Below are 25,107 nucleotides of genomic sequence, written 5' to 3'. Positions count from 1 at the left end.
TTAGAATCACATCAAATGTGAAGAATTTCACATAAATATTTGGGCGTGTTTCAGAGATTAACAAGGCACAAAAATAGCCAGATCCCCTTCGTCTAGAACCTCCGGTGATCTGGTATATATATCCTTTTATTAACGTAAAACGAGCGAAAGCTCCACTTCATCCTGCGGCCGAAGCTTCATATCCATTCCGCTGTCCAGCAGCTGCTTTTCATTTACCTTCAGCATCCACAATTCGCTGGTAAGGGGGATATAGTCCTTGACGGACAGCACCGCCTTGTTGTCCTCGGACAACCGGACCATTCCGCAGCTCTTTAGCACACTTCTTACAGTCAGATCCTCCGCAAAAGGAATGATATAGGAGTGGGACAATTCCGCCCGTTCGCTTCCACCGTTCACAACCAAAATCACGGACTGAAGTGACGCTTCGCCGGATCTCAGCTTCGGTGTAATCACTAGATGTGAATCCTTATCCAAGGAGTTGTCCCAGTCCGTGCCGGTAATCGTTTTACCGTTCACTCGGAGCTCCCAGTCGATGCCGGGATCGAGTGACACATCGCTTACCGATAGAATACTTTTGCCGTCTTCGGCAAACACGACAACGCCACTGGCTTTGAGCAATTCCTTAACCGTCATCCCCTTCCGGTAAGTACCGCTTAGCTGCTTGTCCCTGCTATCGGTTCGCTCACTGCCGTCAACGAGCAGCGAGAGCACAGGACCATTTAATCCGGATGCTTCATGATCTTCCCCGTTATCGGCACCGAAGATGGAGGAGCATCCGCCTGCTGTCATAATTATGATCAACCCTAGCAATACACGCCACAGAAGTTTTGTGGGCATCCCCGGCACCGCCTTCTTTTGCATTTGTCCATTTCAGGATAACGCAAACAAGCCTCGTTCTCAATATATATCAGGCCGGAAGAGATGCAGCTTTTATGAAATTGTAATTAAAAAAGTCCCTTAGGGAAAAAGTCCCCGAAGGGACTTTTACTAAACACCGTCTATTGCTGATATCTCGGGAACAAGATGTTATTCTCCAGATGCACATGCTCAAAGGTCATCCCTTCCAGCTCTTCAAGCCGGGCGTAGGTCAGACGGTAGGTTGTGCAGGCATGTCCCGGAGGCGTGAAATCATTAGTAACCCGGCGAATTTCCTTCAGAATATCGCCAGCCGCATCATGCTCTCCTTCAAGCTCATGAAGAGCTTCACGAAGCTCTGTCAAAGAGGATTCACTTGGGTTTTCAACATAGCTAAGAATCTTGGGAAATTCACTTACTTCTTCCTTGGCCGTATGTTCAAGCAATTCTCCTTTGAGGGTGTTAAACAGGGTATACAATTCTGCCAAATGAGGGGAGTCCTCGCCATGTACCCGGAATACTTTGGTCACATTTTGCCCGATCAGAGGCAGCTCTTCGCGGAGATAACGGTGATGTTTATTTACAATATGGTCGATCAGTTCCGCGGACGGCGCATGGTTCCAGACCGTGTCTTCCTCAAGAACCGGGTATTCCTCCAGCAGCTTATACAAATCACTAATTACAGCCTCTTTATTCAGACCGCGCTCCTGAACGGCTTCGCCCAGCGGTTTGGCACCGCCGCAGCAGAAATCAATTTTGTTCGCTTTGAAATAATCAGCGGATTTAGGGAATTGCAGTACAATATCTCTTACCATTGCTTCACTATTAAAAAAAGGTTGTTTGGTCGCCATCATGGTTCCTCCTTGGGGTGTTGGTTCAGGTTTTCTTCTACCTTTTCACCTTACCCCCAAATAGAACCCTAACTTGTGATTATAATCACTGAAAATAAATCTCTTTATTGAACAAAGCTGAAGCACTAGTCAGGTGCAGATATCCATTCCTGATAAATGGTTAGGTTATGATCTTTGTACTCTTTACATGGCTTGGAGAGCTCCAATAACCGGACATCGCTCAGGTAAGTTGGCACGAAATAGGCAGAAATTGTATCCAGGTCGTCTCCATCAAAAAATGACTCATCCCCCAGAAAAGGATGAAGAAGTACCGTATTTTCGTACATTGACCATATCACTGCCTGAAGCACCATGCTTTGTCTGATTCCATTGTGAGAAAGGAAGCCTCGTGTTCCACCGGAACCTGACCGATTATTCTGCGGCGTGAGCCCGGTTGATTCCAGACAATGCCGCTCACAGCCGATGCATTTCCAGCCGGAAGGGCCTTGAATCCATTTTTGAAAAAGGGTTCCGCTGTCGCTGTTCCCTTTATAAAGGGATGAAATGATACTGTAAGGCACTCCGATCCACGCATCCCATAAGGAATCAGGCAAATGGCTGTGAAGCATGAACAAAGCTTTATCATATATAAGCTGCACCTTAATCGAAGCAGACTCCAGCTCAGCAACATCCTTTTTTCCGTACGTGATTTCCCGGGAAAACAGGGGGGTCTTCATCTCCCTCGCCTCCTAATAGTTTTGCTAAGCCTATACTCTACAACGAGCAATTGAGCAAAATTCTATACGTAAGCGCTTCCATTGTGATCTGATCAATGTTTTTTTATTATATTACATAAACAATGACTGCGTGCAACTATTTATTTAAAATTTGAAAAAGCCCTTTGTCCCTTGCACAGGGAAAAAAGGGCTATCAACAGGTCATTCGATACGGGGTTACTTTACCCAGCTCTCAGCCCAGGACTGAATTTGCTGCATGACAGGCTGCAGCGCACGGCCTTTGTCTGTCAATTCATATTCAATACGTACCGGAGTCTCCGGGTACACATGGCGTACCAGAATTCCTTCACCTTCCAGGTCCTTCATTCGCTCGGACAGCATCTTATCGCTCATTGAAGGAATTAGACCGGAAATATCCTTAAACCGCTTCGGTCCGCTCATCAATGTCTGAATAATAAGTCCATTCCATCGTTTGCCTAAGAAAGAGAAGGCAGTTTCGAATCTGGGACACATCGTTAGTTGATGTTCTTCCATTGTTCTCACCTCTCACTTGCGAAACTTACTATTAGTTAGTATATATAATTTTACCACATTTTAACCCTGATGAACATCGTTTACCAAAAAAAGTTCATCTGCCATAACTATTATATCCCTGGTGTCAATCCCCCATGCCCTCTGACGGCTCTCTTTGCGCAATGGCCCCGGTTACTACAAAAGCCAGGTCATCATTGCCGAAAAGTGAGAGCACTCCCAGAACGGTCTCATCCGAAATGAATCCCGCTTCCTCCTCGGATACCGTCAGGGCAAGCGCCCTGCGGAGCGATTCATTTCCTTCCTGGTCCGGGTAAGCCAGCAAATACAGGGCGTGCGGGTCAAGACCGTTATTCACACACCACTGGGCAAAGACAAGAATCATCATATCTTCATCGCGCTTATAGCTTTCAATGATCTGCTCTTCCCTCGATTTAGGGTAATCCTCCATGTTCTTCTCCTTTCTGCCATCCGTCAATCGGTAAGCTGCGCGGCCAGAACGTGGCTGGGCAGTACTGCTGAAGCGGAAACTCCGCATTGCTCAGGTGTGTCTATATTGCTTAAAAAATGATTTACAACTCCGCTGAATCCTCTTCTCTCCAGCACAGAATCCCAGCTTCCGAAGCTCTGGCTTCGCGGCAAAACGCCCTTCTCATAGAGAACTGCCTTTTCCATATCCGCTACTTCTACTGATCGGCCATTCCCATGCAGCTCCAGCTTCTCCAGATCGGCACCGGCATCCCGTACCATGCTGTACATGCCAATGCCACCATTATCCCAGCCCAGCATACCGGAAGATTGCAGCAGGCGTCCATCTTCACCCGATTGAAGATTACTGCGAAGCAATTCGTAGTCGCCACCGCAAAGCCAGAGCAGCAGATCGAGCATATGGATCAGATCATCATGAATGGTTTCACGGCTGCTCCCTGACTGCAGCTTCGTCCGGTGCTTAACCGCGCTGCATTGACGGATACCGCCAGCCTTCTCCAGCCAAGCCTTAGCGGCTGTATACATGGGTGCATAACGACGGTTAAAGCCCACGGCCAGCAGGAGACCCCTGTCCTTTGCAAGCTCCGCCAGCCGACGGGATTCCTCCAAATCATAGGAGAGAGGCTTGTCCACATATACCGATACCCCATGCTTGAGGCATTTGGTTACGATATCATAATGAGTTGGCGTGGGACTATGCACAAACACGGCATCGATATCCCAGGACAAAAGTTCATCCAGATTAGTTGTCCCTTTGGGAAAACGGTACGAGTTCACCGCACCCTCTACCGTCGCTGGTGAATGGCTTAGTACACCGGCCACCTCCGCACGATCATGACGGGAGAGCAGGGGCAGATATACTTTCCGGGCAATATCGCCTATTCCGACCATGGCTACTCTTTTTCGCTCAGGAACATTCATTGGTGCAACCCCCTCTATAGAAGAACTGTACATCCTCTTTTGTCTCTTGTAGCTATTATACCTTGACAGCTTATAACAACAAATGATCTTTGCTTCATTTATTACTTTTTTTTCAGTATGATGAGGTCAATGAAAGAGTGAAGGAAAGGGCATATTAATGATGAGAAAATGGCTATTGGCAATTCTATATGTTTCGAGTATAATTGCCGCTTTTATCTACAGATATGACATTCTCGACTGGATAAGGCATGATCATAATCTCTTTTTATTAATAGGCACCGCAACTTTGCTGGCTCTGTTTCCGGTCGTGCCTTACAAGGCCGTCATCGGCTTGTTCGGATATGCCTATGGAAGTCTGGCCGGTGCTGCTATTTGCTGGGTGGCTACCACACTTGCTGCTGCAATTATGTTCGGCGGCGTTAAATATTTATTTCAAGGTAAAGCTAGAGCCTATTTGGCCTCCGTGCCGGCATTGGATAAATTCGCGGTTGCTGTGGAACAGCGGCCTTTCGCATCCGTGATCCTGGCCAGGCTGGCTCCGTTTATTCCACAGACTGCTGTTAACGCCTATGCCGGAGCAGCCGGTCTGCCTTTCTGGAGCTACCTCGCGGCGTCGGGCATCGGTAAAATACCCGGAATTGCCCTGTTTGCTTTCCTTGGCGGCAATATTTTCCAGCGGCCGGGGACTGCTGTCGCGGCTATTTTAGTCTATGTGGGTGTGCTGGCTCTCGCCGGACTTGCCTTTCGTTCCCGATCACCGGAGTAAGGACGTTTATCCCCTTCCTGTTGGCGCTGGCAGGCAGACTGTAATTAAATTATAATTAATTGTGATATATTTAATTGCATTATGTGATGGAGGGATATTAATGAGTAATAATCATACGAACAATATAGGATTCAAAACGGAAAAAGCCACATTTGCGGGCGGATGCTTCTGGTGCATGGTATCCCCGTTCGAGGAATTGCCGGGTATTATAGAGGTAATCTCCGGGTACACCGGCGGCCATACGGAGAATCCAACCTATGAAGAGGTTTGCTCTGAGACAACGGGACATGTGGAAGCTGTGCAGATCACCTTCAATCCCGGGATATTTCCTTACAGCAAGCTGCTGGAGCTGTTCTGGCAGCAGATTGATCCAACCGATGAAGGCGGGCAATTCTATGACCGCGGCACTTCTTACGGAACGGCGATCTTTACCCATTCTGAGGAGCAGCGGCAGCAGGCGGAGGCCTCCAAAGCAAACTTGCAGGAGAGCGGCCGTTTCTCCAAGCCGGTTGTAACCCCAATTCTTCCGGCAACAACGTTCTACCCTGCCGAGGAGTATCATCAGGATTACCATCATAAAAACCCGGGACACTACAAGCGTTACCGGAAGGGCTCAGGCCGGGATGCTTTTATTGAGAACCACTGGACGCACAAAGAGGACCCCGCAAGCTTGAAGGAGCGCTTAACTCCATTGCAATTTGAAGTGACGCAGAATAACGCAACGGAGTCCCCTTTCCGCAACGATTTCTGGGATCACCATGGAGAAGGCATTTATGTGGATATTGTCTCCGGTGAGCCGTTATTCAGCTCCCGGGACAAATTCGATTCCGATTGCGGTTGGCCAAGCTTTACCCGTCCGATCCGGGATTACTCCCTTAAGGAAAAGACGGATCTCAGCCATTTGATGGTCCGCACCGAGGTACGCAGCAAAGGTGCCGATTCGCATCTGGGGCACGTATTTAATGATGGTCCCGGAGAAAACGGCCTGCGCTACTGCATTAATTCGGCAGCACTGCGGTTTGTACCGAAAGAGGATCTGGAAAAGGAAGGCTACGGAGAGTATCGTGTGCTTTTTCTGCATGCTTGAGCATTAATCTGCAGCAGGAGCTATAGAGGTACAACAAAGGGGGTGTCCCAAAAGTCATGTAGTTTGCTGCTGGGATACCTTTTGTTTTGGAGTAGGATGTAGGTAGATGTTCTGGGCGGACGCTCCGCGAACGGACCGTTGCTACAATCGCTGTTGTCTCCAGATTTTATTAATTTACCTAAGGGGTAAAAATCCGGAGACAAAGGCGACCGCTACCGCTTTTCCGCAATCGTTCCGTCCTCTCCGCTGCTTTCAGCGGAAACCCTACCTCCCAAATCTTCTTTAAAATCACAAATAGAAATCGCCCTTTGGTAAAATAGAAATGTCGAAGCCACCATTTTAAAAGGAGCGATTTCTTTTGTACATCGTACCTATGACCTCGTTCGTGTCGTCAATACCGCCATCAACTGATTTGACGACGCTTTCTCACTACTTCTCTTCGTCCGATTCAACGTCATCTCTATCCTTATCAACATCGCTTGGCAGATTCAAATTCAGATTCGAATTCAGATTCGGATTCAGACGCGGATTTCTTTTTGGCGTCCCCCATTTTTTGCGGAACCACAGCACGATGACCAGAATAATGCCTCCACCTATTAATAACGGGAGTGCTCCAGCCAAGATGACAACCATCCATTGGAACATAACGGAGAGGGCATTCAAGCTGCCTTGCAGAGCCGCTGAGGCCCGTTCACCCAGCGGGCCTTGTTCAGTCTTGTTCTTCAACGCAAAACTCTCATCGGTTTGATACAAGCGAAGCTCCACGGTAGAGAAAGATACATTCTGATCTATATAACGCATTCTGCCTTTAATTTGCTCAATTTCCTCCTGGATGGCACCAAGCTGGTTGGCGAAAGCGACCAGGTCATTTGATTTTGTCGCTTTTTTCATAAATTCGATATATTGGCTTTCCATAAGCTGCTTCGCTTTCAGCCGGGATTCAAGATCGACGTACTCCTCCGAGACATCTTGACCTTGAATGCTGCGCTGGAGCGTTTCATGCTTAACCTTCTCCAGATTGCCCAGGAAAGAAGAGAATCCGGAAGCAGGCACCTTCAAAATAAACGTTCCACCCTGTTCATATTCGGACATATTTTCCGTGAATTCAATAATATATCCATTTGCCAAGGTAATCATATTACGCACTTCAGTTTGCGCTTTGGCATAATCCTCCACTTCCATGTTCAGATTAGCGTGGTAGATCAGTTTCTTGTTCAGCCCTGCTACAACATCGCTGCCGGTGAATCCGCTTGTTCCATCCGATGTATTTTCTACCGTCGAGTTCTTAATTGCTGGATCCCCGTCTCCACCCCCAGCTTTCGCAAGTTCCTCTGTGGATGCCATATTAGCTGTTGAATCCGTAGTCGATGCAGTCTGGGCTGCCGGAGCCTGTTCCATACTTGAACTTTTAGCATTGTTCGCTGCCGAATTACTGTCCCCCGAGCCACACCCCGCCAAAATAACCGCAAGAATCAGTAAACATAAGTAATGCAGACCCCATTTTCGCATGCTCATTCCTCCAATAAATGTAGTGATAAATTCCGCTTCTTTAGTAATGAATCTCAGCTCCCGAATGTCCTGTTATTTGTTTGTGTAGAGCTATTCCGGGCTTCTCTTATTAACGTTCCCAGAAGCTGGAAGGTTGCACTAGAAATAAGCCAAATGGAGTGCTTTTTTAACATTGATAAAAGAACATGCCAAATACCCTCCATTCAGTATGAATGAGGGCAAGGCTCTGTCCAGACAAGCGCCACCTTGCTGAACAGATCATTTTATTACATTATCCGGGTCAACCTCTGATTTTTAAATTTTGACAGCCCTGGTCTTCTCTCTGACTATGGATGCAGCCTCCACCATATTTCGCAGTGCACCCTCCGTCTCCTCCCATCCTCGCGTCTTAAGACCGCAATCCGGGTTAATCCAGAATTGCTCCGGCTTCAGTGCACGCAGCGCCCGGTCAATACTTGCTGACATTTCCTCTACCGCCGGAATGCGGGGACTGTGAATATCATAAACGCCAAGACCGATGCCTTTATCGTATTCACGCTCCTCGAAACTCACGATCAATTCCCCGTGACTGCGTGAGGTCTCAATCGATATAACATCCGCATCCATTGCCGAAATAGAAGCAATCATATCATTAAATTCGCTATAGCACATATGCGTATGAACCTGCGTGGTGTCTTTTACAAGGTTGGTGGCAATACGGAAAGACTTCACTGCCCAATTCAGATAATGCTCATGATCCCCGGCTTTAAGCGGAAGCCCTTCGCGTATCGCCGGCTCATCCACCTGGATCATCTCTATACCGGCGCTTTCCAGTGCCTGCACCTCATGGCGCAAGGCCAGCGCAATCTGGTTTGCCACCTCCTCACGGCTCAGATCATCACGCACGAAGGACCAGTTCAGAATGGTAACCGGTCCGGTCAACATCCCTTTTACCGGGAGCTTCGTCAGCGACTGCGCATATACGCTCTCCTTAACGGTCATTGGTTCGATAAAGGCAACATCGGCATAGATCACAGGCGGCTTAACACAACGGGAGCCATACGACTGAACCCAGCCGTTGCGGGTAAACAGGTATCCGTCCAGCTTTTCCCCGAAAAATTCCACCATATCGGTCCGTTCGAATTCTCCATGCACCAGCACATCCAGACCCAGGTTCTCCTGGAAGGTGATCGCATCCGCGATCTGCTGACGGATGAATCCGTCATAGCGCTCCTGATTCCATACTCCCTTCCGCCATTTCAGACGTGCCTGACGCACCTCCGGCGTCTGCGGGAAACTGCCGATTGTGGTAGTTGGAAGCAGCGGCAGCTGCCATTTCTGCTGCTGTACCTTCACTCGTTCAGCAAAAGGCAGACTGCGTCTATCCGGCAGGTCCGCAAGACTGCGAACTTGCTCCGCCACATCCTGACGACCGCGTTCCGGGAGGCTACGGAAGACAGAAAGGGCTTCCCGGCTGTCTTGAAGGGGAGATTCGATAGCAGCTCGATCTCCGCCAATCGCTAAGCCGATAAGACTTAGCTCTGCCAGCTTCTCCTCGGCGAAGGCCAGCGCATTCTTTACAACCGCCTTCAGCTTATCCTCTCCCTGAACGGTTACAGGCACATGAAGCAGACTGCAGGAAGGCTGCAGAATCAGACAGTCAAGCCCTACATGCACGTTCAGCCTCTCCACCAGCTTCAGCTTGGCATCCAGATCTGAACGCCAAATGTTTCGCCCGTCAACGATACCCGCGCCCAGCCATTTGTTCTCAGGCCAGCCAATGCGGGCAATCGATTCCAGATTCGCACCTCCATCATGGACAAAGTCCAGCCCGAGGCCATGCACCGGCAGTCGAAGCAGCGACTCAAGCGGTTCGGCCGCTTCGAAATACGTCTGCAGCATAATTTTCAGCCCCGGGACGGAGTCGGCAATGGTCTTATAAATGACCTCCAGCAGGCTGAGGTCTTCAACGTCTAGCCCTGTAACAATCGCAGGCTCATCAATCTGTACCCACGATACCCCTTCCTCCTCAAGCTCACGCAGCAGCTGTACATAAACCGGGAGGAAACGCTCGGCAATTGTGGCAATGTCGGAGGACGGAAATCCTTTGGACAGCTTCAGGAAGGTATAAAGGCCTATAATAACCGGCTTGCCATCAATTCCAGCCTCTGATTTGGCAAAACGATAGGCGGCTAAAAGTTTGTTCACCGTTAGATTCGGCTGCAGTTCGCCAATTTCGGGAACGATATAATGATAGTTTGTGTTGAACCATTTCGTCATTTCACAGGCTGTGGCCTTCGCATTACCGCGGGCCATGGCGAAATAAAGGTCCAGATCCACTTCTCCCCCGTTATATTCATAGCGCTCCGGGACGATACCGAACATAACAGCCATATCCAGCATATGGTCATAGAACGTGAAATCATTAACCGGAATTAGATCAATACCGGCCTCCTGCTGGGTATGCAAATGGGCAAGCTGTATCGAAGCCATTTCAGCCCGGAAGCTTTCTTCGTTAAGACGGCCAGACCAGAAGGCCTCAAGCGTTTTTTTCCATTCCCGGTTCTTTCCGATTCTCGGATATCCCAGGTTGCTTACTGTTACCTTATGCTTCATTTTGTACCTCTCCCTTTTAAATTCCTTTTTTTCAATCAAAATTGGAAGCAAAAAGGGCGTCTCTCCCTTAAAAAAGTCAAAGGGAAAGACGCCCATGATATGCTGATGGCTAGCGTCTAACACCTCCCTATCTCCCGTAGGTAAAGCAGTGCTGTCGAAACAGGCAGGTCTCCTGGCTAGCGGCGTCATCATTCCCGGCTGTCTTCCCGGCAGTAGTAATCTGCCAGTGACAATTGTTGCTGGGAACTCTTCCGTTACAGTGGCGGGACCGCGTCGGATTTAAACCGAACTTCCCTATTAAGCTCACCGAAATTACTAATCTTCCGGCAAGCACCTGTTTCCGTTATATAATTTTACATCGGGTATGAATATAACGTTCATCTTACTGTAAAACCAAGTAAACCACAAGAGATTATATGGAATTACTTTATAACAAATCCTTATATCTATTAGAAGAACACCAAATAGATGACTCCTGCCAGCACAATCCGGTATATGGCAAAAGGGAGCAGTTTGATTCTGTTAATCAGCTTCAGGAAAAAACGCATCGACAACAGCGCGAACAGGAAAGCACTGATAAAGCCGGCTATGAAAAAGGGCAGCGCATCCAGTGTAAAGTACTGCCAATTCTTGATCAGCGAGATCAGACTTGCACCGGCCATGATTGGCACCGCCATGATAAAGGTGAAATCTGCTGCTGCTCGATGGCTCATGCCCAGCAGGACACCACCGGATATGGTTGAACCCGACCGCGAGAACCCCGGCCACAGTGAAAAGCATTGGATGAAACCAACAGTCAGCGCCTGTCTATATGTAATTTGATCCACACTTTGTACCTTGATTTGTTTCGGTGCGAAAAAGTCTGCGGCGATCATGAATAAAGCACCTATGACCAAACCGATTAGAACCGTTGCGGTGGAGAACAAATACTCATCAATGTAGTCCTCGAACAGCATTCCAAGCACACCTGCCGGTAACAACCCTACGATAACCTGAGCCAGCTTGAGACGGCCTGTGGTCTCTACCTGAGGCTGACCCTCCGGTTCCACTTGAAGTTCCTTTCTGCCGAATCGTTTCAACCCGAGCAGGTCGATGAACCGGTTCCGGAAAATAATGACAACCGCCAGTATCGAGCCCAGCTGAATCACTACCTTAAAAGTATTGGCTGTATATTTTCCGAGAAATCCCTGTGACTTCAGCCACATATCATCCACAATAACCATGTGACCCGTGGAGGATACAGGAGCAAATTCAGTAAGTCCTTCGACAATACCGAGAATTATCGCTTTAATAATGGTTAGCAGTTCCATGCCCTTCCCCCTTTAAGTGAATCATCATATATAATGTAAACTCCGGCAGCTATTTCTGAAACTTACAAACGGATTGCATTGTTACAGGCCAAAAAAGCCGCCCACCGGCAGGCTCCGGTTGAGACGGCATCCTCAGCTATTTATTAAAGAAGCATAATCAAGACTTCCTGCTCCAATTTGCCGGTCCTTTATCTGCCATCCAGCAGGTTGCCGAGTCCGCCCAGAATGCTGCCTTCCTCTTTTCGGCCAGAATTCCCGGCTGCAGACAGAATGCGATCCGCCATCCGGCTGAAAGGCAGCGACTGCACCCATACCTTACCCGGTCCGCGGAGTGTCGCGAAGAATAACCCTTCACCGCCGAATATAGCGGTCTTGATACCTTTAACCATTTCAATATTATAGTCAACGGATGAGGTCATTGCCACAAGGCAGCCGGTATCGAGCTTAATGGTCTCTCCAGGCTGTAGGGTTCTTTCCAGCACATAACCTCCGGAATGCACGAAGGAGAGGCCATCGCCCTCCAGCTTCTGCATAATAAAGCCTTCACCACCGAAAAAACCCGCGCCCAGCTTGCGCTGAAATTCTATGCCGATAGAAACGCCCTTGGCTGCACAGAGGAAGGAATCCTTTTGACAGATCACTTTTCCACCGTATTGCTTCAGATCAAGCGGGATGATTTTGCCGGGATAAGGGGCTGCAAAGGTCACACTTCTGCGTCCGTACGATCCTCCGTGTGTAAACACCGTCATGAACAAGCTTTCTCCAGTCAGCAGCCGCTTGCCCGCTCCCATCAGCTTGCCCATCATTCCTCCGCCGCGTGTACCCCCGCTGCCGTCGCCAAAAATGGTCTCCATCGTAATCTCCGGGTCCATCATCATGAAGCTTCCTGCTTCGGCGATCACGCTTTCCCCTGGATCCAGCTGCACCTCCACGCATTGTATTTCCTCGCCCATAATTGCATAATCAATTTCATGTGCACCCATTCTTTTTTCCTCCTTATTCATTCACAAATGTGTCAATAGTATCGATTCAAATATATACGGCCGGGATCAGCCCACGGTTTCACTGAGATATAAAAGATTAGATAGTACGCCGCAATTTAAAAAGGCCAGCCATAAACTCCGGCTGACCTAGATGTAGAACATCCCCCTGTTAGGGGTAACTGGTTGTTGTTATCCTTCTCACATCACTGTACTATCCTGCGGCTTGCCCAGCGTGGGCTGAATCTTCGGCACCTTTTGCAGCTTCGGTCTGCCCAGAGAGGTTGTAAACGTAATGACGTAACCGGCAACTACTACTGCCATACCGGTATACAACGTTTCTTTCAGAGGCATATAAAAAAGCGACAGCGCCAGAACAATTACATCCATCAGAATAAATACAGTACCTATCTTGATTCCCTTCCATTCACTGATCAGCAGTGACAAAATGTCATCACCGCCGCTCGCCCCGCCACCGCGAAGCACCATTCCCGCGCCAAGACCTGTAAGTACACCTGATAACAATGCCGCAATCGGCAAATTATCATGCAGATTAATGACCCATCCAGAGTATCGTTCCATCAGACTGTAGAAGATTGTGAAGGCTCCTACAGAAACAAATGTTTTGCAGACGAACGCTTTCCCTTTAATGATCAAGGCAATTAAGAGTACTGGTATATCTAAGATTAGAATAGATAGTGAAGGCGAAATCCCTAATACATACTTGCCGAGCAGCGACAAGCCTACAAACCCGCCCTCGGTCAAATGGTTCTGATAATTAATGTGATAATAAGTAAATGCAAGCAGCAATGTTCCGGACAAAATGACGGCCAATCGGAGCAGCAAGCTTACTCCGTTGTTGTGTTTCCTCATACAGGTCTCCCCTTATCGTAAATGGTGGCTAGACGTCCCACCAACCTCTACGACGGGGTGAACCAGAGGCGTTGCTCCTTCGCATACAATACTCCTTCCCTCGCAGAGGCGGTTTCGTCAATTAACGGCTACGCACCTTCTACAGGGAAGCTAAGTATAAGACAGATCATAACGTTTCCAAATCGTCCTTTGGGGAATCGTCCTTCGGGGACACATGGTATCCTGATCCTTTCTCTAATTTGATATGTTCTGATTACATTATACCACGAAGTTAGCATTCTCTAAACATTTCCCATCAAAAAGAGGGAATTATCCAGAATTACGCAGAAGACGATTGACCGTTTCGCGTCTGACACCAATCAATTGTCCAATCTCTTCCTGTGTTAAGAGATCCGTTAGCATAGCTCCGTGTGTATACTCATTAAGCCAGCTGGTTAGCAGCTCCAGCCGCTCACCCGGCGTGCCGACCGTCAGGTGATCGATCCGCATCTGCATGAATCGAACCTTCTCCTGAAGCAGCATCGCTATTTCGAATGCCTTGCCCGGCTCTTCGCGCAGCTGCCGATACCATTCCGCAGCCGGAATAATCTCCACCTCACTTTTCATCAGCGCAATGGCTGTGCCATGAGCTTCCTTCGGGGAAATGAGTGAATGATGAGGAACCGTTTCGCCGGGATACAGTATGTTGAACAGCACTACATTCCCGTTTGCATGGAGTCTTGTTACCTTGAACAGCCCGCTTTTGACCTGATACAGTGACTGGCAGCCGTCGCCTTGCCGGAACAGGACCTCCCCCTTGTGCAGTATCATCCCGCCCTCTCCTTTACCCATGTGAATTATTTATATTACAAATTATACAAAAATAAACCCGAAAAGTGGAGTTAATCAGACGAAAAAAGCTGCCGTACCTCTTAGACTCAAGGTCTGAAGGGCGCAGCAGCTTTTATTTTGTACCTTAAATATTTTTGAGAATATCAATAATTTCTTGCTTGCTGCCTGCATCCAGCAGGGACTGGCGGAAATCATCATGGATCAGCTTACGGGATAGCGCGACCAGAATTTGCAAATGCTCGTTGCCGACATTTTCCTTCGGAACAGCAATCAGGAATACTATGGATACCGGAGTACCGTCAAGAGAATCCCAATCCGTAGGCCCAGCCATACGTGCAACTGCCAAACCTGGCTTCACTACACCAGAGGATTTACCGTGCGGTATGGCAACGCCAAAACCGATACCCGTTGAACCCGTAGCTTCACGTGCGAGAACATCGCTTACGTACTGCTCCGCGTCTGAAACGGAGCCGGAAAGCTTAAGGCCTTCCGTCATTTTCGCAATGGTCTCTTCTTTGCTGCCTACTTGCATAGGCAGGAATATAGTATCTTCTGTCAGTAGTTCTTGAATATTCACTTACTTTTCAGCTCCAATCACAGATGTGTTTTTCTTGAAGAGGTTTACTAGCAGGGCAGTTACAACCGTACCGATAACAATCGCAATCAGGTACATGAACACCGGACTGATAGCGTTAGGAACAGCCAGTACGAAGATACCGCCATGTGGAGCGCGCAGGGTAGCGTCGAATACCATCGACAGCGCACCGGTAACACCTGAACCGATCATAAAGGCAGGAATGATACGCAGCGGATCAGCAGCGCCGAACGGAATCGCACCTTCAGTAATGAAGGAGAGACCCATGAAAGCAGCAGCTTTACCAGCTTCGCGCTCTTCCTGATCAAATTTCTTAGGAGCCAATACCGTAGCCAACCAGATTCCAAGCGGTGGTGTCATACCTGCGGCCATTACGGCTGCCATTGGGCCATATACTCCGCTTGCCAGGAGACCCACAGCAAAAGTATACGCTGTTTTATTGAAAGGTCCACCCATATCAAGAGCCATCATTCCGCCCAGTACAGCTCCAAGCAGGATTTTGTTACCCGAACCGATATTTTGCAGCCATACCGTCAAAGCGTCCATCAAAGATTTAACTGGTGTGCCAATAACATAAACCATTAGAAGACCAATAACAAGTACGGACAAGAAAGGAACAATCAGAAGCGGCTTAAGCCCTTCCATGGAACGAGGCAGCTTGATATTTTTGATCAACCATCTGGAAATATAACCGCCAAGGAAACCGGCCAAGATACCACCGAGGAAACCGGCGCCTAATTGACTGGACAACATCCCTCCGACCAGACCAGAAGCAAGAGCTGGTTTACCACCGATGGAGAAGGCGATAAATGCAGCCAGAATAGGTACCATCAGGCCCATAGCAGCGCCGCCAATTTTCAGCAAGTTAGCAAAAAAGGTTCCATCAGGCGGATTCAATTGAAAGAAGGATAATGCTATAATCAGACCTCCACCTACTACCAGAGGCAGCATGTGGGATACACCTGTCATTAAATGCTTGTAAAATGCAGGTTGTTTACGCTTGCCATCATTACCTTGGGAAGCTTGAGCTTGCGGTGCGGCAGTACCTGCCTGCAAAGCCAGGGCCTGATCAATCAGCTGTGCGGGCATTTTAATGCCCTGGGCAACCGCAACCCTAACCACCGGCTTGCCGGCGAAACGATCTTCATCCACATCGGTATCTGCTGCAATAATAATAGCATGAGCCTCAGCAATTTCTGCTGCGGTTAGTTCATTCTCCACGCCTACTGCACCGCGTGTCTCAACTTTAATCGGAACGTTTTTCTGCCCCGCTGCCTTCTGCAGGGATTCGGCTGCCATATAAGTGTGGGCAATACCGGTTGGACAAGCTGTTACCGCCAATAGCTTTTTCATCTAAAATTCCTCCTATAAGTGTCATGTTACAACCTTGTTTATGCTTCAATTCTTGTGATTCCTACATCGTCAAGACGCTCCTCAACCTCTTCCGACCGGCATACCTGGGTTCCCGGCTTGGATGCGGTTACACTCCCTGCCGCTGTCGCCCAGCGTAATGTTTCTTCCAGTCCGCGTCCGTGGAGCAGACTTGATGCAATCGCCGCTACCATAGAATCGCCAGCGCCAACTGTGCTTTCCGGCTTAATTTTAAAAGGACGTGCACGGAGAGCTTCATCCTTGCTGACCGCTACACTGCCTTCGCCGCCCATAGAAACGATGACCCATTCGATACCTTGCGACGTCAATTTCCGAGCCGCCTGGACAATCTCCTCATCACTTTCCAGGGTAACGCCGAGCAGCTGCTCCAACTCATGGATATTAGGCTTAATGACGTTGGGACTAGCAATCAGACCGTCTCTGAGCGCATCTCCATCCGCGTCCAGAATCGTCTTGACTCCCTTACTCTTGGCAGTCTCGATAAGCAAGGCATACTCAGCATGCTCGACTCCCGGCGGAACACTGCCGCCCAGGACGAGAATAGAGGCTTGCTCCAGTTGATCCTCCAGCGCCTGCTGGAACTGAGCTTTCTCCTGACTGGAGACTGTACCGCCACGCTCATTAATCTCAGTAGTAACCTGTACAGTACTGTCAACTACCTTGAGATTCATTCGCGTCTCTGCTGCAGTTTCGGTAAAAGAATGTTCAATTCCTTCACGCTCCAGGTCCTGCAGAATCAGATTTCCATTATGTCCGCCAATAAAACCAACTGCTGTTACATCCACCTGAAAGCCTTTTAGCACCTTGGCTACATTAATACCCTTGCCGCCGGCATCGATACGAATGTCATCTACACGATTTAATCCGCCAACCTCCAGGCCGTCAATGGTTACCGTTTTGTCCAAAGCGGGATTCAGTGTGACTGTGATGACTAATTTACTCATGGTAACCTCCACTTCAAACCAGCGTTACAGTAACGCCCATTTTTGTTATCTCCCGGACAAAATTCTCCGGAGTCTCCGAATCGAAAATACAATAATCCATCTCATCAAGATCGGCTACCTTGCCGAAGGAAACCTGACCGATCTTGCTGTGATCCGCAACAAGCACAACCTGCTTGGCAACGCTGATCATTTTACGCTTCGTGGCAGCCTCAAGCATGTTCGGCGTAGTAATCCCTTCATGCAAATCCATTCCGTTTGTTCCAAGGAATGCCTTATCCACTCTCACCATCTCCAGGGAACGTTCAGTCATCGGCCCCACAAACGCCATCGTATCCGGTCGAAGCATACCGCCTGTAATGGATACTTCAATATTGCGGCAATCCTTCAGCTCGTTCAGCACCATGATGGAGTTCGTGATTACTTTGATGTCCGAGAATGTCTTGAGCTCTCTCGCTATCTGCAGTGTTGTGGTTCCTCCGTCAAGCAGGATGGCATCACCGGCTTCGATCATTTCCACAGCCTTGCGGGCAATACGCAGCTTCTCATCCAGATACTGGTCTTCCTTGTCCGATATAGCCGCTTCGAAGTTAACACTCTGCAGGGATACCGCGCCGCCATGCGTCCGCTTCAGCAGTCTGGCCTCCTCCAGCTCCTTCAAATCCCGGCGTACTGTGGACTCTGAAACCCCCATCTCTTGACTCAGCTCCTGCACCGAGCCTCTTGAATGCTTTTCTACAAACTGCACGATACTTCTTTTTCTTTCTTCCTCAAACAGCATCGTGTCCCACCCCTTAAAAGTTAGCCGCAGAAATCTGTGCTGATCTATAGCTCAATGATCGGTAATTGATCATTTAGATTCAATTCGATGACCATTATTGATCATTTGTGCTCACTTATGAGTTTAACAGCGTTTTCATCCTCTGTAAAGCGCTTTTATTAAAAAAAATACCTATCCGCTTTGCCGCGAACAGGTATTGTGCCCATTACTAATAATTGTATCCCTATAGCCCATTTCATTATCACTGATTATTACATATTTTATATTAGATCGAAGAAAAGCGGGTGAAGAAAGGATGTCCAAGAATAAAAATGGCGGCCAGGAAGAAAATCAGGAGCTTAGTGCTGCAGATTATGCCATTATTGGCGCTGCTCTGGTCACGTTAGGCGACTTTTTTTCTTTTTTATCGCTCATTAAGGCGAGAGAAGTAACCAAGGAAGCCGGGGGCGAAACTGATATTGTTCCCACTGTCCTAATTCAGTCCAAAAAAAGAGGTAAACCTAATTTCCGTTCAAAGTGACTCCAGTGGAATTGCATGATGCTGTGTAAACAGAGTGCTTACCTGCTGGCTCTTCTCTTCTTCGAGTGCGACTATAACGATGATATGTTCTTGATCGGCATGCTTGGCGTACCCTTCGGCATCCTTCTTGGGAATGCCCATTCCGACCAGACTAACAGCCAGTCCATCGTCCAGATTATCCTTTTCCAGCTCTGCCCCCGCAAGTTTGCGTGCTGCAGGACCTGCTGCGACAGCCGTATCCGGGAGCATATCCAGTCCTACACTGAGCTCCTTCGCTGTACCGAACAACCCCCCGTTGCCTATCCCAGCCTCAGGCTTGCCAATACCTGTATCCTGACTGATTTGATCCACGATCAATTTCTGCTTTGTCACCACCGATATTTCCTTCGCCTTGACCCCGCTTTCCTTCAGGCTGATTTGAATCAACCCGTCCTAATTCGGTTATAAATGATAGATACATAATATTGTGTAATCTTTTCAAACCAGGGGGTGCTGCTGTGCTGCAACATAAATATTTTCGGACAAGTCTTGCCATCATCAGCTTTTTATTAATTCTGTATCTGGGTTCCAAGGTCATGTTCCTGTTCATGCCGCTTGTAGCTATAATCAAATTGCTGCTCGTCCCCATGATGCTGTCCGGGTTCATGTACTACCTGCTGCGGCCGCTGGTGAATTATATGGAGAAAAAAAAGATCAACCGCACCCTCTCCATCCTGCTGCTCTATCTGGCAATCATCGGCTTATTTATCCTCTTCTGGGCGCTCGTCTGGCCGACGCTGCAGGAGCAGATTCAAAACTTTATGAAGAATGCCCCTTATTTGGTCCAAGGGCTGCAGGATCAATTCAACCAGTTGCGGAAGACTCCGGTGCTTTCACGCTTTTTCCAAGGCGAATCCGATCTGGCAACCCGTCTGTCGGAATATTTGAACAATGCGATCACCTGGGTAACCAATTCAATGTCCAATCTGATTACGGTTATTTCCGGCATCGTTGTAGTTATTGCGACACTGCCTATCATTCTGTATTACATGCTGAAAGACGGGCATAAGCTGTCTCCCATTGTCCAAAGCCTGATTCCGAGAAAATACCGCAAGGAAGGACAGGAAACCCTTAAGGATATTGATGCGGCTCTCAGCAGCTTCATCGTCACGCGCGTACTGCTGAATGTCATTCTCGGGATTCTTTTGTATATCGGGTTTCTGATTATAGGACTGCCTTATTCACTTCTCCTTGCAGTAATTTCAGTACCGCTGAATTTCATTCCCTTCGTCGGTTCTCTGCTGGCGGCCATACCCGTGTTAATAGTCGGATTTATAGAGTCGCCTACCCTGGCACTCTGGGCATTGGTGATTGTTATTATCGCCCAGCAGATCCAGGATAACGTATTGTCGCCTATTATTTACGGGAAACGACTGGATGTGCATCCCCTGACCACGGTTCTGCTCGTCCTGATTGGCGGAGATTTCTACGGAATTATAGGGGTGCTCATTGCTCTTCCTGTATATATGATCGTCAAAATTATTTTCCTGAGAATCTATGAGATCATTGTAGCGGAACGGGTTGAAGAGGCCCCTGTAATTAAGGAAGATCTCTCTTAACAACAAAAAAACGACGGCAGGCCCTCCCCTTGAGAGAGTCTCGTCGTTTTTTTTGTCTATTCCTTTAAGCTGTGACCCTTACCCCCGAAGGGAGCGGACAACGAATAAATGAGTGCCCTTCATCAGACACTGCCCATCCTTAAGGGTAACTGAGCCTTTCGTATGCGATACAATCGTTGTATTCAGCGCAATCAGCATTTCACCCTTCCAGACGGTTACTGCCGATTTGAAATACACCGCATTATCGAACTGCTGCCGTTCCCTCATCACATATCCGACCGAGTGAAGAACCGGAGGCAATGCTCTCTCCTTGGGGGCTAATGCCTTGATCAGTGCAATGTCACGAAAAGGTACGGAAATTTCCTGATGGCCAATCACCACCCGTCCGAGAGCCGAATCCCATTTACGCAGCACTCCCTTCATGATCCTGTATGGCGGTTCTCCGCAATACATAATGACAGGTCTGCCTACCCAATGCTTCATTGCTTCACCCTCTTCCGTTTCAAACGAACCTATGTATCAGGTATAGACCAATCAATGCCTGCCAATCCATGCGACTCCAAAAACCGGTTAGCCCCCGAAAACGGACGGCTTCCAAAAAATCCGCGGTAGGCCGAGAAAGGGCTTGGGTGTGTGGACTGTATGACATGATGGCGGCTTCTGTCAATGAACAAACCCTTTTGCTGGGCATGACTTCCCCATAAAATAAATACCATCGGCACAGTCCGTTTATTCAGCTTCTCCATAATGGCATCCGTAAATATCTCCCAACGCAACCCCTTATGCGAATTGGGCTGTCCTTCGCGCACGGTCAGAACCGCATTCAACAGCAGTACTCCCTGCTCCGCCCAATGCAGAAGGGAGCCGTGATTGGGAACCTGTACCCCAATATCATCCTTCAGCTCGGTATAAATGTTGCGAAGCGACGGAGGAATACGCATACCCGGCTTCACAGAGAAGCTTAAGCCCTGAGCCTGGCCCGCCCCATGGTAAGGGTCCTGCCCCAAAATGACGACACGGGTCTCCTGATAAGGAGTCCGCTCAAGCGCGCTGAAAAACAATTCTTGTGGCGGGTAGACGGTATGCTCCCGGTATTCCCTCTCCAAAGCTTGCTGCAGCTCCCTAAAATACGGCTTCTTTACCTCATCATGCAGAACCTCATCCCAATCGTTGCCGAACATTTCCATTTCTTCACCTGCTGACTCTGTAGTGTTCATTCTTTACCTCTTATTACCCTCATTATAAGTCCGGGTAAGCGAATAGGTAGAATATTCGTCATTCCTTCTACTTCCGGCCGTAGTCCGCCTTGATTTCTCCCCACTGTTTCGTCTGCCATTTCAGCAGTTTATTCTCATAGGTATGGGTCTGCAGCCATTTTACTGCACGATCAATAAGAACCCATATTTCTTCGGTTGAAGCATCACGCGGCAGTGTTGTTGCTACCTTTTTCTGCTTCACCCATTTAATCGCATTCACAGAATCACTATACACTGTCTTGTTGCTGCCTTCTTTCTTAAGAAGAGCCAAGGCATGGACAATCGCCAGAAATTCGCCAAGATTGTTTGTACCCTTTTTAATCGGACCGCACGAAAAAATCACTTCTCCCGTACCCGTATCCACGCCCTTATACTCTACCGGACCGGGATTGCCGCGTGTGCCCACATCTACTGAAACACTGAAGTAATCAATCTCTTCGGAAGTCTCCACAGAAGCGGTACGCTTAAAGGAGCTGCTCTTGGTAGCCTTAGCCCCGCCGGAAGCTGAAGCTCCTGTTCCCCAGTTGCCCTTCCAGCCGGCCTTATAAGCCTCTTCGGCTGACGCCTTCGATTCATACGATTTATATTTAGCTCCGGTAAAATGGTCCGTCTGTGCCTGGCATTCTGCCCAAGTGCTGTAGACACCCGGTTGTTTGCCTGCCCATACTACATAAAACTTCTGCTTCGCCATCGTTATTGCTCCTTACTATTTATAGGGATAAATATTTAATGTACCATCATACTACGGTTATGATCGTTCCAGAGCGGTCAGCGTAGTATCTATGATTCTTTTCAGCTTCGCGGTGTCGGGAGTGGTTTTGACCATCACACACAGACCCACAAGCGCATTATTCAAATATTCAGAAAGGGCTGCCGCATCAAGGGTGCCGGAGATTTCTCCATTTTCCTGCCCATGCCGTACGAGCTCTTGCAAGGTTTTCTCTGTATTCAACAGACTGTCATTAACCATATCGGCCGCCTCCGGGTCATGAATGGACAGCTCCACCGCGGTATTTACAATAAGACATCCCTCGGGTTCGCTTTCATCCTTGGTAACGGTCATTTCAAACAGCAGCCTTATAGCCTCTTTAGCTGAGTGCAAGCTCTGAATTCGCTGATCGATTTTAGTTTGCATGTTCTCCGCATATCGGTCCATTACTTTCATAAATAATTTATGCTTGTCTCCAAATGTATCGTACATGCTTCTTTTATGAATACCCATATGATTTACAAGATCCTGCATGGAGGTCATCTCGTACCCCTGCCGCCAAAATACAGTCATTGCTTTACCCAGCACCGTATCCACATCAAACTCTTTGTTCCGGGCCAACGGTCATCCCCCCTCTCTCGCTCCATTTTAACATTTGTAGAACGATTGGTAAAGATTTGACAATAACTGAAGGAGGAAGTTTTATGAAAAAGCTTGCAAGTTTAACAGCAGTGTTGGTAATGTATATTTCGCCAAGGATGAATACCAAGCTTCATTCGATCCATCGGATCAAGGAACAGTTACCGGTGTTACCGAAGTTCAAAAATAATAATGCGGAACAAGGAGCAGCTCAATTAACAATGTCCATGACATCTTCGATGCTTTTTTTAGCCCTACTATTCAAGGATCGCTTGTCCTTCAGATTAAGCTGCTGCAATTCATGCCCCGGGTCAATGACTAAAGGCTGAGAAATAATCGCTTCAAGGACTTCTACGGTCACTTTACACGCTCTGAACAACAGATCCTTGGATAATACTTTTTTATTGGCTCCTAGGATCTCCACCAGTCTTTCGGCGAAAAGCAATCTGACAATGCTGTCAGCGCTCATAATATTGCGTGAAGCAAAGGAGACCACATTCTCGACAATCACGCTGTCTTGATAATTCCGGGATATTGAACTCAATGAAGTAATTGCGTCCCAATTCCTTATGGATAGTTGGCCGGTATACTCCCCAATCAGCTCTTTGAACCATTCCATTTCGGTTTCTTTTGACACGCAAAAGGACTTATATTCCTCATATGTGCCTTCCCGATGCATATCGAATGAGCTGCCGTAGTAATAAGTGAAAAGTTCCTTCGCCCTTTGAGCTTGATTTTCCATGGGTTCACCTCATCATTGGTTACTTATCGTTAGCATTTATCATATACCTTCGCTAAGATACTTTCCAACAGGCTTCCTTTCCGTACTGTTATACGAGTTTATCCTCAAATGTAGTGCTTTCCGAAAGAGAGCAACTGTTGCAGGTCATCCCATATTTCTTTTAAAATAAAGCTAATATTACGATAAATTACGCATTTTCGGAAATGTGTTGATTAACTCTTGGTAATATGTTATATTTTCATCAAGATTTATTATCAGATAGGAGCAAGAAAGCATGAAAGAAAAACGCTTGCAGTATGTTGAAGAATATATTCACTCGGTCGGGACAGCATCTTTAGATGAAATTTGTGAACGATTTCACGTATCCAAAAACACGGTGCGACGTGATGTGGACAGAATATTGGAAAAAGGTACGATTCAAAAGGTTTACGGCGGCGTAACGTCCATATCCCACAATCTGGTCCCGTTCGAGAACAGAGACCATACCAACCACCCCGAGAAAGTTGCCCTCGGGAAATGCGCGGCACAATTAATTGAAGACCATGACCTTATTTTTATTGATTCCGGTACCACAACAAGGAACATCATTGACTTCCTCCCCCCTTTGCAGCAGTTGACGATTTTAACGAACAGTCTGGATGTAATCAATGCGGCGGTAAACCTGGATAATGTTACATTGATGACCATCGGGAACCGTTATAAACGCAAAACCAAATCTTTTGTAAGCATTGATGATCTGCATATTCTGGACAAATACAATATCAGCAAGGCGTTTATGGCGGCGACCGGCGTATCCATCGCAAGCGGCCTGACGAACTCCGATATTCTGGAATACGAAATCAAGAAGCGGATCGCCGAAAAAACGCAAAAGATGTATTTACTTGCCGATGCTTCCAAATTCGGAAAATCAACCATGCTGACCTATGCACCCTTGCGTGAATGCGATGCGATTATAACATCCAAAATGCTGCCCGAGGAATACAGAGTATTCTGCCGGGATAACAATATCACCCTGCATATTTGTGATGAAACCTAATAAAAGCCAGGAGGCGAATTACCTTGCCATTATTGCGATTTGATCTGATTGAAGGCCGGAGCGAGGACAATCTGCGTAAATTACTGGATACAGCTCACCGGGCGATGGTGGAAGCATTTAGTGTGCCAGAGAGGGATCGTTACCAGATCGTGCACCAGCATCCGGCCCATGAGCTGATCATTGAAGACACGGGGCTTGGCTTCACAAGAACCCGCGATGTTGTCATTATCAATATTGTCAGTAAAGCGAGAACCTCTGACCAAAAGGAAAGACTGTATGCCCTGCTGGCCCAGAGGCTTGAGGCCGAATGCGGAATCCGTCCGGAAGACTTGATGGTATCCATCTCCGAAAACGGGGATGCGGATTGGAGCTTTGGACTCGGAGAAGCCCAGTTCTTGACAGGAAAGCTTTAAAACCAATGGGTATATCCAAAACCCCATGAGAATAGCTGTATTGCACCCCTTAGAAAATCATTGGAATAAACCCCTGGTTTATCCGATGAAATCTGGGGGTGTATTTTTTATGCCGGCACAACGAAAACTAAATAAGCTGACTCCTGTTGAATACAGTAACCAGCTTATTTC

General features: G+C 47.9%; 28 protein-coding genes and 1 riboswitch. Of the genes, 6 read left to right on the top strand and 22 right to left on the bottom strand.

Features of this window, described 5'->3' with window-relative positions:
- Positions 1-129: 129 nt before the first annotated feature.
- From PaeBR_RS09850 to PaeBR_RS09825, 6 genes are all read right to left on the bottom strand, one after another.
- Complete coding sequence (locus PaeBR_RS09850) at positions 130-837, bottom strand: hypothetical protein (RefSeq protein WP_410514639.1); 708 nt, start codon at positions 835-837, stop codon at positions 130-132.
- Positions 838-998: 161 nt separating this feature from the next.
- Positions 999-1,706, bottom strand: a complete 708-nt coding sequence (gene ric, locus PaeBR_RS09845) for an iron-sulfur cluster repair di-iron protein (protein ID WP_410514638.1) — start codon at positions 1,704-1,706, stop codon at positions 999-1,001.
- 125 nt (positions 1,707-1,831) lie between these two features.
- Entirely contained in the window at positions 1,832-2,422 is a 591-nt protein-coding gene (locus tag PaeBR_RS09840; protein WP_410514637.1) for a hypothetical protein, read from the bottom strand.
- A gap of 216 nt (positions 2,423-2,638) precedes the next feature.
- On the bottom strand, positions 2,639-2,956 hold the full coding sequence (locus PaeBR_RS09835) for a winged helix-turn-helix transcriptional regulator (protein ID WP_410514636.1): 318 nt from the start codon (positions 2,954-2,956) through the stop codon (positions 2,639-2,641).
- Positions 2,957-3,080: 124 nt separating this feature from the next.
- On the bottom strand, positions 3,081-3,404 hold the full coding sequence (locus PaeBR_RS09830) for a hypothetical protein (protein ID WP_410515138.1): 324 nt from the start codon (positions 3,402-3,404) through the stop codon (positions 3,081-3,083).
- Between the two features lie 23 nt (positions 3,405-3,427).
- Entirely contained in the window at positions 3,428-4,363 is a 936-nt protein-coding gene (locus PaeBR_RS09825) for a Gfo/Idh/MocA family protein (protein WP_410514635.1), read from the bottom strand.
- A gap of 160 nt (positions 4,364-4,523) precedes the next feature.
- Between PaeBR_RS09825 and PaeBR_RS09820 the strand changes: the two genes are divergently transcribed.
- Both PaeBR_RS09820 and msrA read left to right on the top strand, forming a co-directional pair.
- Positions 4,524-5,129: a TVP38/TMEM64 family protein gene (locus PaeBR_RS09820; protein ID WP_410514634.1), complete on the top strand. Its 606-nt coding sequence runs from the start codon at positions 4,524-4,526 to the stop codon at positions 5,127-5,129.
- A 100-nt stretch (positions 5,130-5,229) separates the two neighbouring features.
- Positions 5,230-6,216 (top strand): peptide-methionine (S)-S-oxide reductase MsrA, encoded by a 987-nt coding sequence (msrA, locus tag PaeBR_RS09815; RefSeq protein ID WP_410514633.1) that lies wholly within the window; start codon positions 5,230-5,232, stop codon positions 6,214-6,216.
- Between the two features lie 429 nt (positions 6,217-6,645).
- Here msrA and PaeBR_RS09810 read toward each other — a convergent pair whose 3' ends face one another.
- From PaeBR_RS09810 to PaeBR_RS09765, 10 genes are all read right to left on the bottom strand, one after another.
- The gene (locus PaeBR_RS09810) at positions 6,646-7,725 is read right to left on the bottom strand and encodes a DUF4349 domain-containing protein (RefSeq protein WP_410514632.1); all 1,080 of its coding nucleotides are present in this window, start codon (positions 7,723-7,725) and stop codon (positions 6,646-6,648) included.
- 294 nt (positions 7,726-8,019) lie between these two features.
- Entirely contained in the window at positions 8,020-10,320 is a 2,301-nt protein-coding gene (gene metE / locus PaeBR_RS09805) for a 5-methyltetrahydropteroyltriglutamate--homocysteine S-methyltransferase (protein WP_410514631.1), read from the bottom strand.
- Positions 10,321-10,464: 144 nt separating this feature from the next.
- A riboswitch (cobalamin riboswitch) is annotated at positions 10,465-10,673 on the bottom strand.
- 96 nt (positions 10,674-10,769) lie between these two features.
- Positions 10,770-11,630, bottom strand: a complete 861-nt coding sequence (locus PaeBR_RS09800; RefSeq protein ID WP_410514630.1) for an undecaprenyl-diphosphate phosphatase — start codon at positions 11,628-11,630, stop codon at positions 10,770-10,772.
- A gap of 188 nt (positions 11,631-11,818) precedes the next feature.
- Positions 11,819-12,613 (bottom strand): TIGR00266 family protein, encoded by a 795-nt coding sequence (locus tag PaeBR_RS09795; protein WP_410514629.1) that lies wholly within the window; start codon positions 12,611-12,613, stop codon positions 11,819-11,821.
- Between the two features lie 198 nt (positions 12,614-12,811).
- Positions 12,812-13,483 (bottom strand): YitT family protein, encoded by a 672-nt coding sequence (locus PaeBR_RS09790; protein ID WP_410514628.1) that lies wholly within the window; start codon positions 13,481-13,483, stop codon positions 12,812-12,814.
- 309 nt (positions 13,484-13,792) lie between these two features.
- Positions 13,793-14,293, bottom strand: a complete 501-nt coding sequence (locus tag PaeBR_RS09785) for a Crp/Fnr family transcriptional regulator (RefSeq protein WP_410514627.1) — start codon at positions 14,291-14,293, stop codon at positions 13,793-13,795.
- 145 nt (positions 14,294-14,438) lie between these two features.
- Complete coding sequence (locus PaeBR_RS09780) at positions 14,439-14,891, bottom strand: PTS sugar transporter subunit IIA (RefSeq protein ID WP_410514626.1); 453 nt, start codon at positions 14,889-14,891, stop codon at positions 14,439-14,441.
- Positions 14,892-16,262: a PTS fructose transporter subunit IIC gene (locus PaeBR_RS09775; protein ID WP_410514625.1), complete on the bottom strand. Its 1,371-nt coding sequence runs from the start codon at positions 16,260-16,262 to the stop codon at positions 14,892-14,894.
- Between the two features lie 38 nt (positions 16,263-16,300).
- Positions 16,301-17,245 (bottom strand): 1-phosphofructokinase, encoded by a 945-nt coding sequence (gene pfkB / locus PaeBR_RS09770; RefSeq protein WP_410514624.1) that lies wholly within the window; start codon positions 17,243-17,245, stop codon positions 16,301-16,303.
- Positions 17,246-17,258: 13 nt separating this feature from the next.
- On the bottom strand, positions 17,259-18,023 hold the full coding sequence (locus tag PaeBR_RS09765; RefSeq protein ID WP_410514623.1) for a DeoR/GlpR family DNA-binding transcription regulator: 765 nt from the start codon (positions 18,021-18,023) through the stop codon (positions 17,259-17,261).
- A gap of 295 nt (positions 18,024-18,318) precedes the next feature.
- On the opposite strand from PaeBR_RS09765, the gene PaeBR_RS09760 reads away from it, so the two are divergent.
- Complete coding sequence (locus tag PaeBR_RS09760; protein ID WP_410514622.1) at positions 18,319-18,543, top strand: hypothetical protein; 225 nt, start codon at positions 18,319-18,321, stop codon at positions 18,541-18,543.
- Here the strand turns inward: PaeBR_RS09760 and PaeBR_RS09755 are convergent.
- Complete coding sequence (locus PaeBR_RS09755; RefSeq protein WP_410514621.1) at positions 18,535-18,915, bottom strand: hypothetical protein; 381 nt, start codon at positions 18,913-18,915, stop codon at positions 18,535-18,537. The genes PaeBR_RS09760 and PaeBR_RS09755 overlap by 9 nt on opposite strands.
- 125 nt (positions 18,916-19,040) lie before the next feature.
- Between PaeBR_RS09755 and PaeBR_RS09750 the strand changes: the two genes are divergently transcribed.
- On the top strand, positions 19,041-20,141 hold the full coding sequence (locus PaeBR_RS09750; RefSeq protein ID WP_410514620.1) for an AI-2E family transporter: 1,101 nt from the start codon (positions 19,041-19,043) through the stop codon (positions 20,139-20,141).
- Positions 20,142-20,219: 78 nt separating this feature from the next.
- On the opposite strand, the gene PaeBR_RS09745 is transcribed toward PaeBR_RS09750, so the two are convergent.
- From PaeBR_RS09745 to PaeBR_RS09725, 5 genes are all read right to left on the bottom strand, one after another.
- The gene (locus PaeBR_RS09745; protein WP_410514619.1) at positions 20,220-20,624 is read right to left on the bottom strand and encodes a hypothetical protein; all 405 of its coding nucleotides are present in this window, start codon (positions 20,622-20,624) and stop codon (positions 20,220-20,222) included.
- Between the two features lie 29 nt (positions 20,625-20,653).
- Positions 20,654-21,322 (bottom strand): uracil-DNA glycosylase, encoded by a 669-nt coding sequence (locus PaeBR_RS09740; protein ID WP_410515137.1) that lies wholly within the window; start codon positions 21,320-21,322, stop codon positions 20,654-20,656.
- A gap of 103 nt (positions 21,323-21,425) precedes the next feature.
- The gene (rnhA, locus tag PaeBR_RS09735) at positions 21,426-22,088 is read right to left on the bottom strand and encodes a ribonuclease H (protein ID WP_410514618.1); all 663 of its coding nucleotides are present in this window, start codon (positions 22,086-22,088) and stop codon (positions 21,426-21,428) included.
- Between the two features lie 57 nt (positions 22,089-22,145).
- A complete protein-coding gene (locus PaeBR_RS09730) occupies positions 22,146-22,727 on the bottom strand; it encodes a TetR/AcrR family transcriptional regulator (RefSeq protein ID WP_410514617.1) in 582 nt (193 codons plus the stop codon).
- A 229-nt stretch (positions 22,728-22,956) separates the two neighbouring features.
- Positions 22,957-23,487 carry a hypothetical protein gene (locus PaeBR_RS09725; RefSeq protein ID WP_410514616.1) on the bottom strand — a complete coding sequence of 177 codons (531 nt, stop codon included), beginning with the start codon at positions 23,485-23,487 and terminating at the stop codon, positions 22,957-22,959.
- A 274-nt stretch (positions 23,488-23,761) separates the two neighbouring features.
- On the opposite strand from PaeBR_RS09725, the gene PaeBR_RS09720 reads away from it, so the two are divergent.
- Positions 23,762-24,523 carry a DeoR/GlpR family DNA-binding transcription regulator gene (locus PaeBR_RS09720; RefSeq protein WP_410514615.1) on the top strand — a complete coding sequence of 254 codons (762 nt, stop codon included), beginning with the start codon at positions 23,762-23,764 and terminating at the stop codon, positions 24,521-24,523.
- 23 nt (positions 24,524-24,546) lie between these two features.
- Positions 24,547-24,936, top strand: coding sequence for a tautomerase family protein (locus PaeBR_RS09715; RefSeq protein ID WP_410514614.1), 390 nt, complete (start codon positions 24,547-24,549; stop codon positions 24,934-24,936).
- Positions 24,937-25,107 lie beyond the last annotated feature (171 nt).

It is taken from the genome of Paenibacillus sp. BR2-3 (assembly GCF_046529485.1).
Classification (GTDB): domain Bacteria; phylum Bacillota; class Bacilli; order Paenibacillales; family Paenibacillaceae; genus Paenibacillus_AQ.
This window is presented reverse-complemented; position numbering and strand designations above follow the sequence as displayed.

What these genes read in the sequence shown, in the direction of transcription:
- PaeBR_RS09835 (WP_410514636.1), bottom strand. Translation starts at nt 2,956, where the DNA reads ATGGAAGAACATCAACTAACGATGTGTCCCAGATTCGAAACTGCCTTC.
- PaeBR_RS09760 (WP_410514622.1), top strand. Translation starts at nt 18,319, where the DNA reads ATGTCCAAGAATAAAAATGGCGGCCAGGAAGAAAATCAGGAGCTTAGT.
- PaeBR_RS09840 (WP_410514637.1), bottom strand. Translation starts at nt 2,422, where the DNA reads ATGAAGACCCCCCTGTTTTCCCGGGAAATCACGTACGGAAAAAAGGAT.
- msrA (WP_410514633.1), top strand. Translation starts at nt 5,230, where the DNA reads ATGAGTAATAATCATACGAACAATATAGGATTCAAAACGGAAAAAGCC.
- PaeBR_RS09765 (WP_410514623.1), bottom strand. Translation starts at nt 18,023, where the DNA reads ATGCTGTTTGAGGAAGAAAGAAAAAGAAGTATCGTGCAGTTTGTAGAA.
- ric (WP_410514638.1), bottom strand. Translation starts at nt 1,706, where the DNA reads ATGGCGACCAAACAACCTTTTTTTAATAGTGAAGCAATGGTAAGAGAT.
- rnhA (WP_410514618.1), bottom strand. Translation starts at nt 22,088, where the DNA reads ATGGCGAAGCAGAAGTTTTATGTAGTATGGGCAGGCAAACAACCGGGT.
- PaeBR_RS09830 (WP_410515138.1), bottom strand. Translation starts at nt 3,404, where the DNA reads ATGGAGGATTACCCTAAATCGAGGGAAGAGCAGATCATTGAAAGCTAT.
- PaeBR_RS09850 (WP_410514639.1), bottom strand. Translation starts at nt 837, where the DNA reads ATGCCCACAAAACTTCTGTGGCGTGTATTGCTAGGGTTGATCATAATT.
- PaeBR_RS09725 (WP_410514616.1), bottom strand. Translation starts at nt 23,487, where the DNA reads ATGGAAAATCAAGCTCAAAGGGCGAAGGAACTTTTCACTTATTACTAC.
- PaeBR_RS09800 (WP_410514630.1), bottom strand. Translation starts at nt 11,630, where the DNA reads ATGGAACTGCTAACCATTATTAAAGCGATAATTCTCGGTATTGTCGAA.
- PaeBR_RS09820 (WP_410514634.1), top strand. Translation starts at nt 4,524, where the DNA reads ATGAGAAAATGGCTATTGGCAATTCTATATGTTTCGAGTATAATTGCC.
- PaeBR_RS09775 (WP_410514625.1), bottom strand. Translation starts at nt 16,262, where the DNA reads ATGAAAAAGCTATTGGCGGTAACAGCTTGTCCAACCGGTATTGCCCAC.
- PaeBR_RS09825 (WP_410514635.1), bottom strand. Translation starts at nt 4,363, where the DNA reads ATGAATGTTCCTGAGCGAAAAAGAGTAGCCATGGTCGGAATAGGCGAT.
- PaeBR_RS09795 (WP_410514629.1), bottom strand. Translation starts at nt 12,613, where the DNA reads ATGGGTGCACATGAAATTGATTATGCAATTATGGGCGAGGAAATACAA.
- PaeBR_RS09720 (WP_410514615.1), top strand. Translation starts at nt 23,762, where the DNA reads ATGAAAGAAAAACGCTTGCAGTATGTTGAAGAATATATTCACTCGGTC.
- PaeBR_RS09790 (WP_410514628.1), bottom strand. Translation starts at nt 13,483, where the DNA reads ATGAGGAAACACAACAACGGAGTAAGCTTGCTGCTCCGATTGGCCGTC.
- PaeBR_RS09810 (WP_410514632.1), bottom strand. Translation starts at nt 7,725, where the DNA reads ATGCGAAAATGGGGTCTGCATTACTTATGTTTACTGATTCTTGCGGTT.
- metE (WP_410514631.1), bottom strand. Translation starts at nt 10,320, where the DNA reads ATGAAGCATAAGGTAACAGTAAGCAACCTGGGATATCCGAGAATCGGA.
- PaeBR_RS09745 (WP_410514619.1), bottom strand. Translation starts at nt 20,624, where the DNA reads ATGAAGCATTGGGTAGGCAGACCTGTCATTATGTATTGCGGAGAACCG.
- pfkB (WP_410514624.1), bottom strand. Translation starts at nt 17,245, where the DNA reads ATGAGTAAATTAGTCATCACAGTCACACTGAATCCCGCTTTGGACAAA.
- PaeBR_RS09785 (WP_410514627.1), bottom strand. Translation starts at nt 14,293, where the DNA reads ATGATACTGCACAAGGGGGAGGTCCTGTTCCGGCAAGGCGACGGCTGC.
- PaeBR_RS09740 (WP_410515137.1), bottom strand. Translation starts at nt 21,322, where the DNA reads ATGTTCGGCAACGATTGGGATGAGGTTCTGCATGATGAGGTAAAGAAG.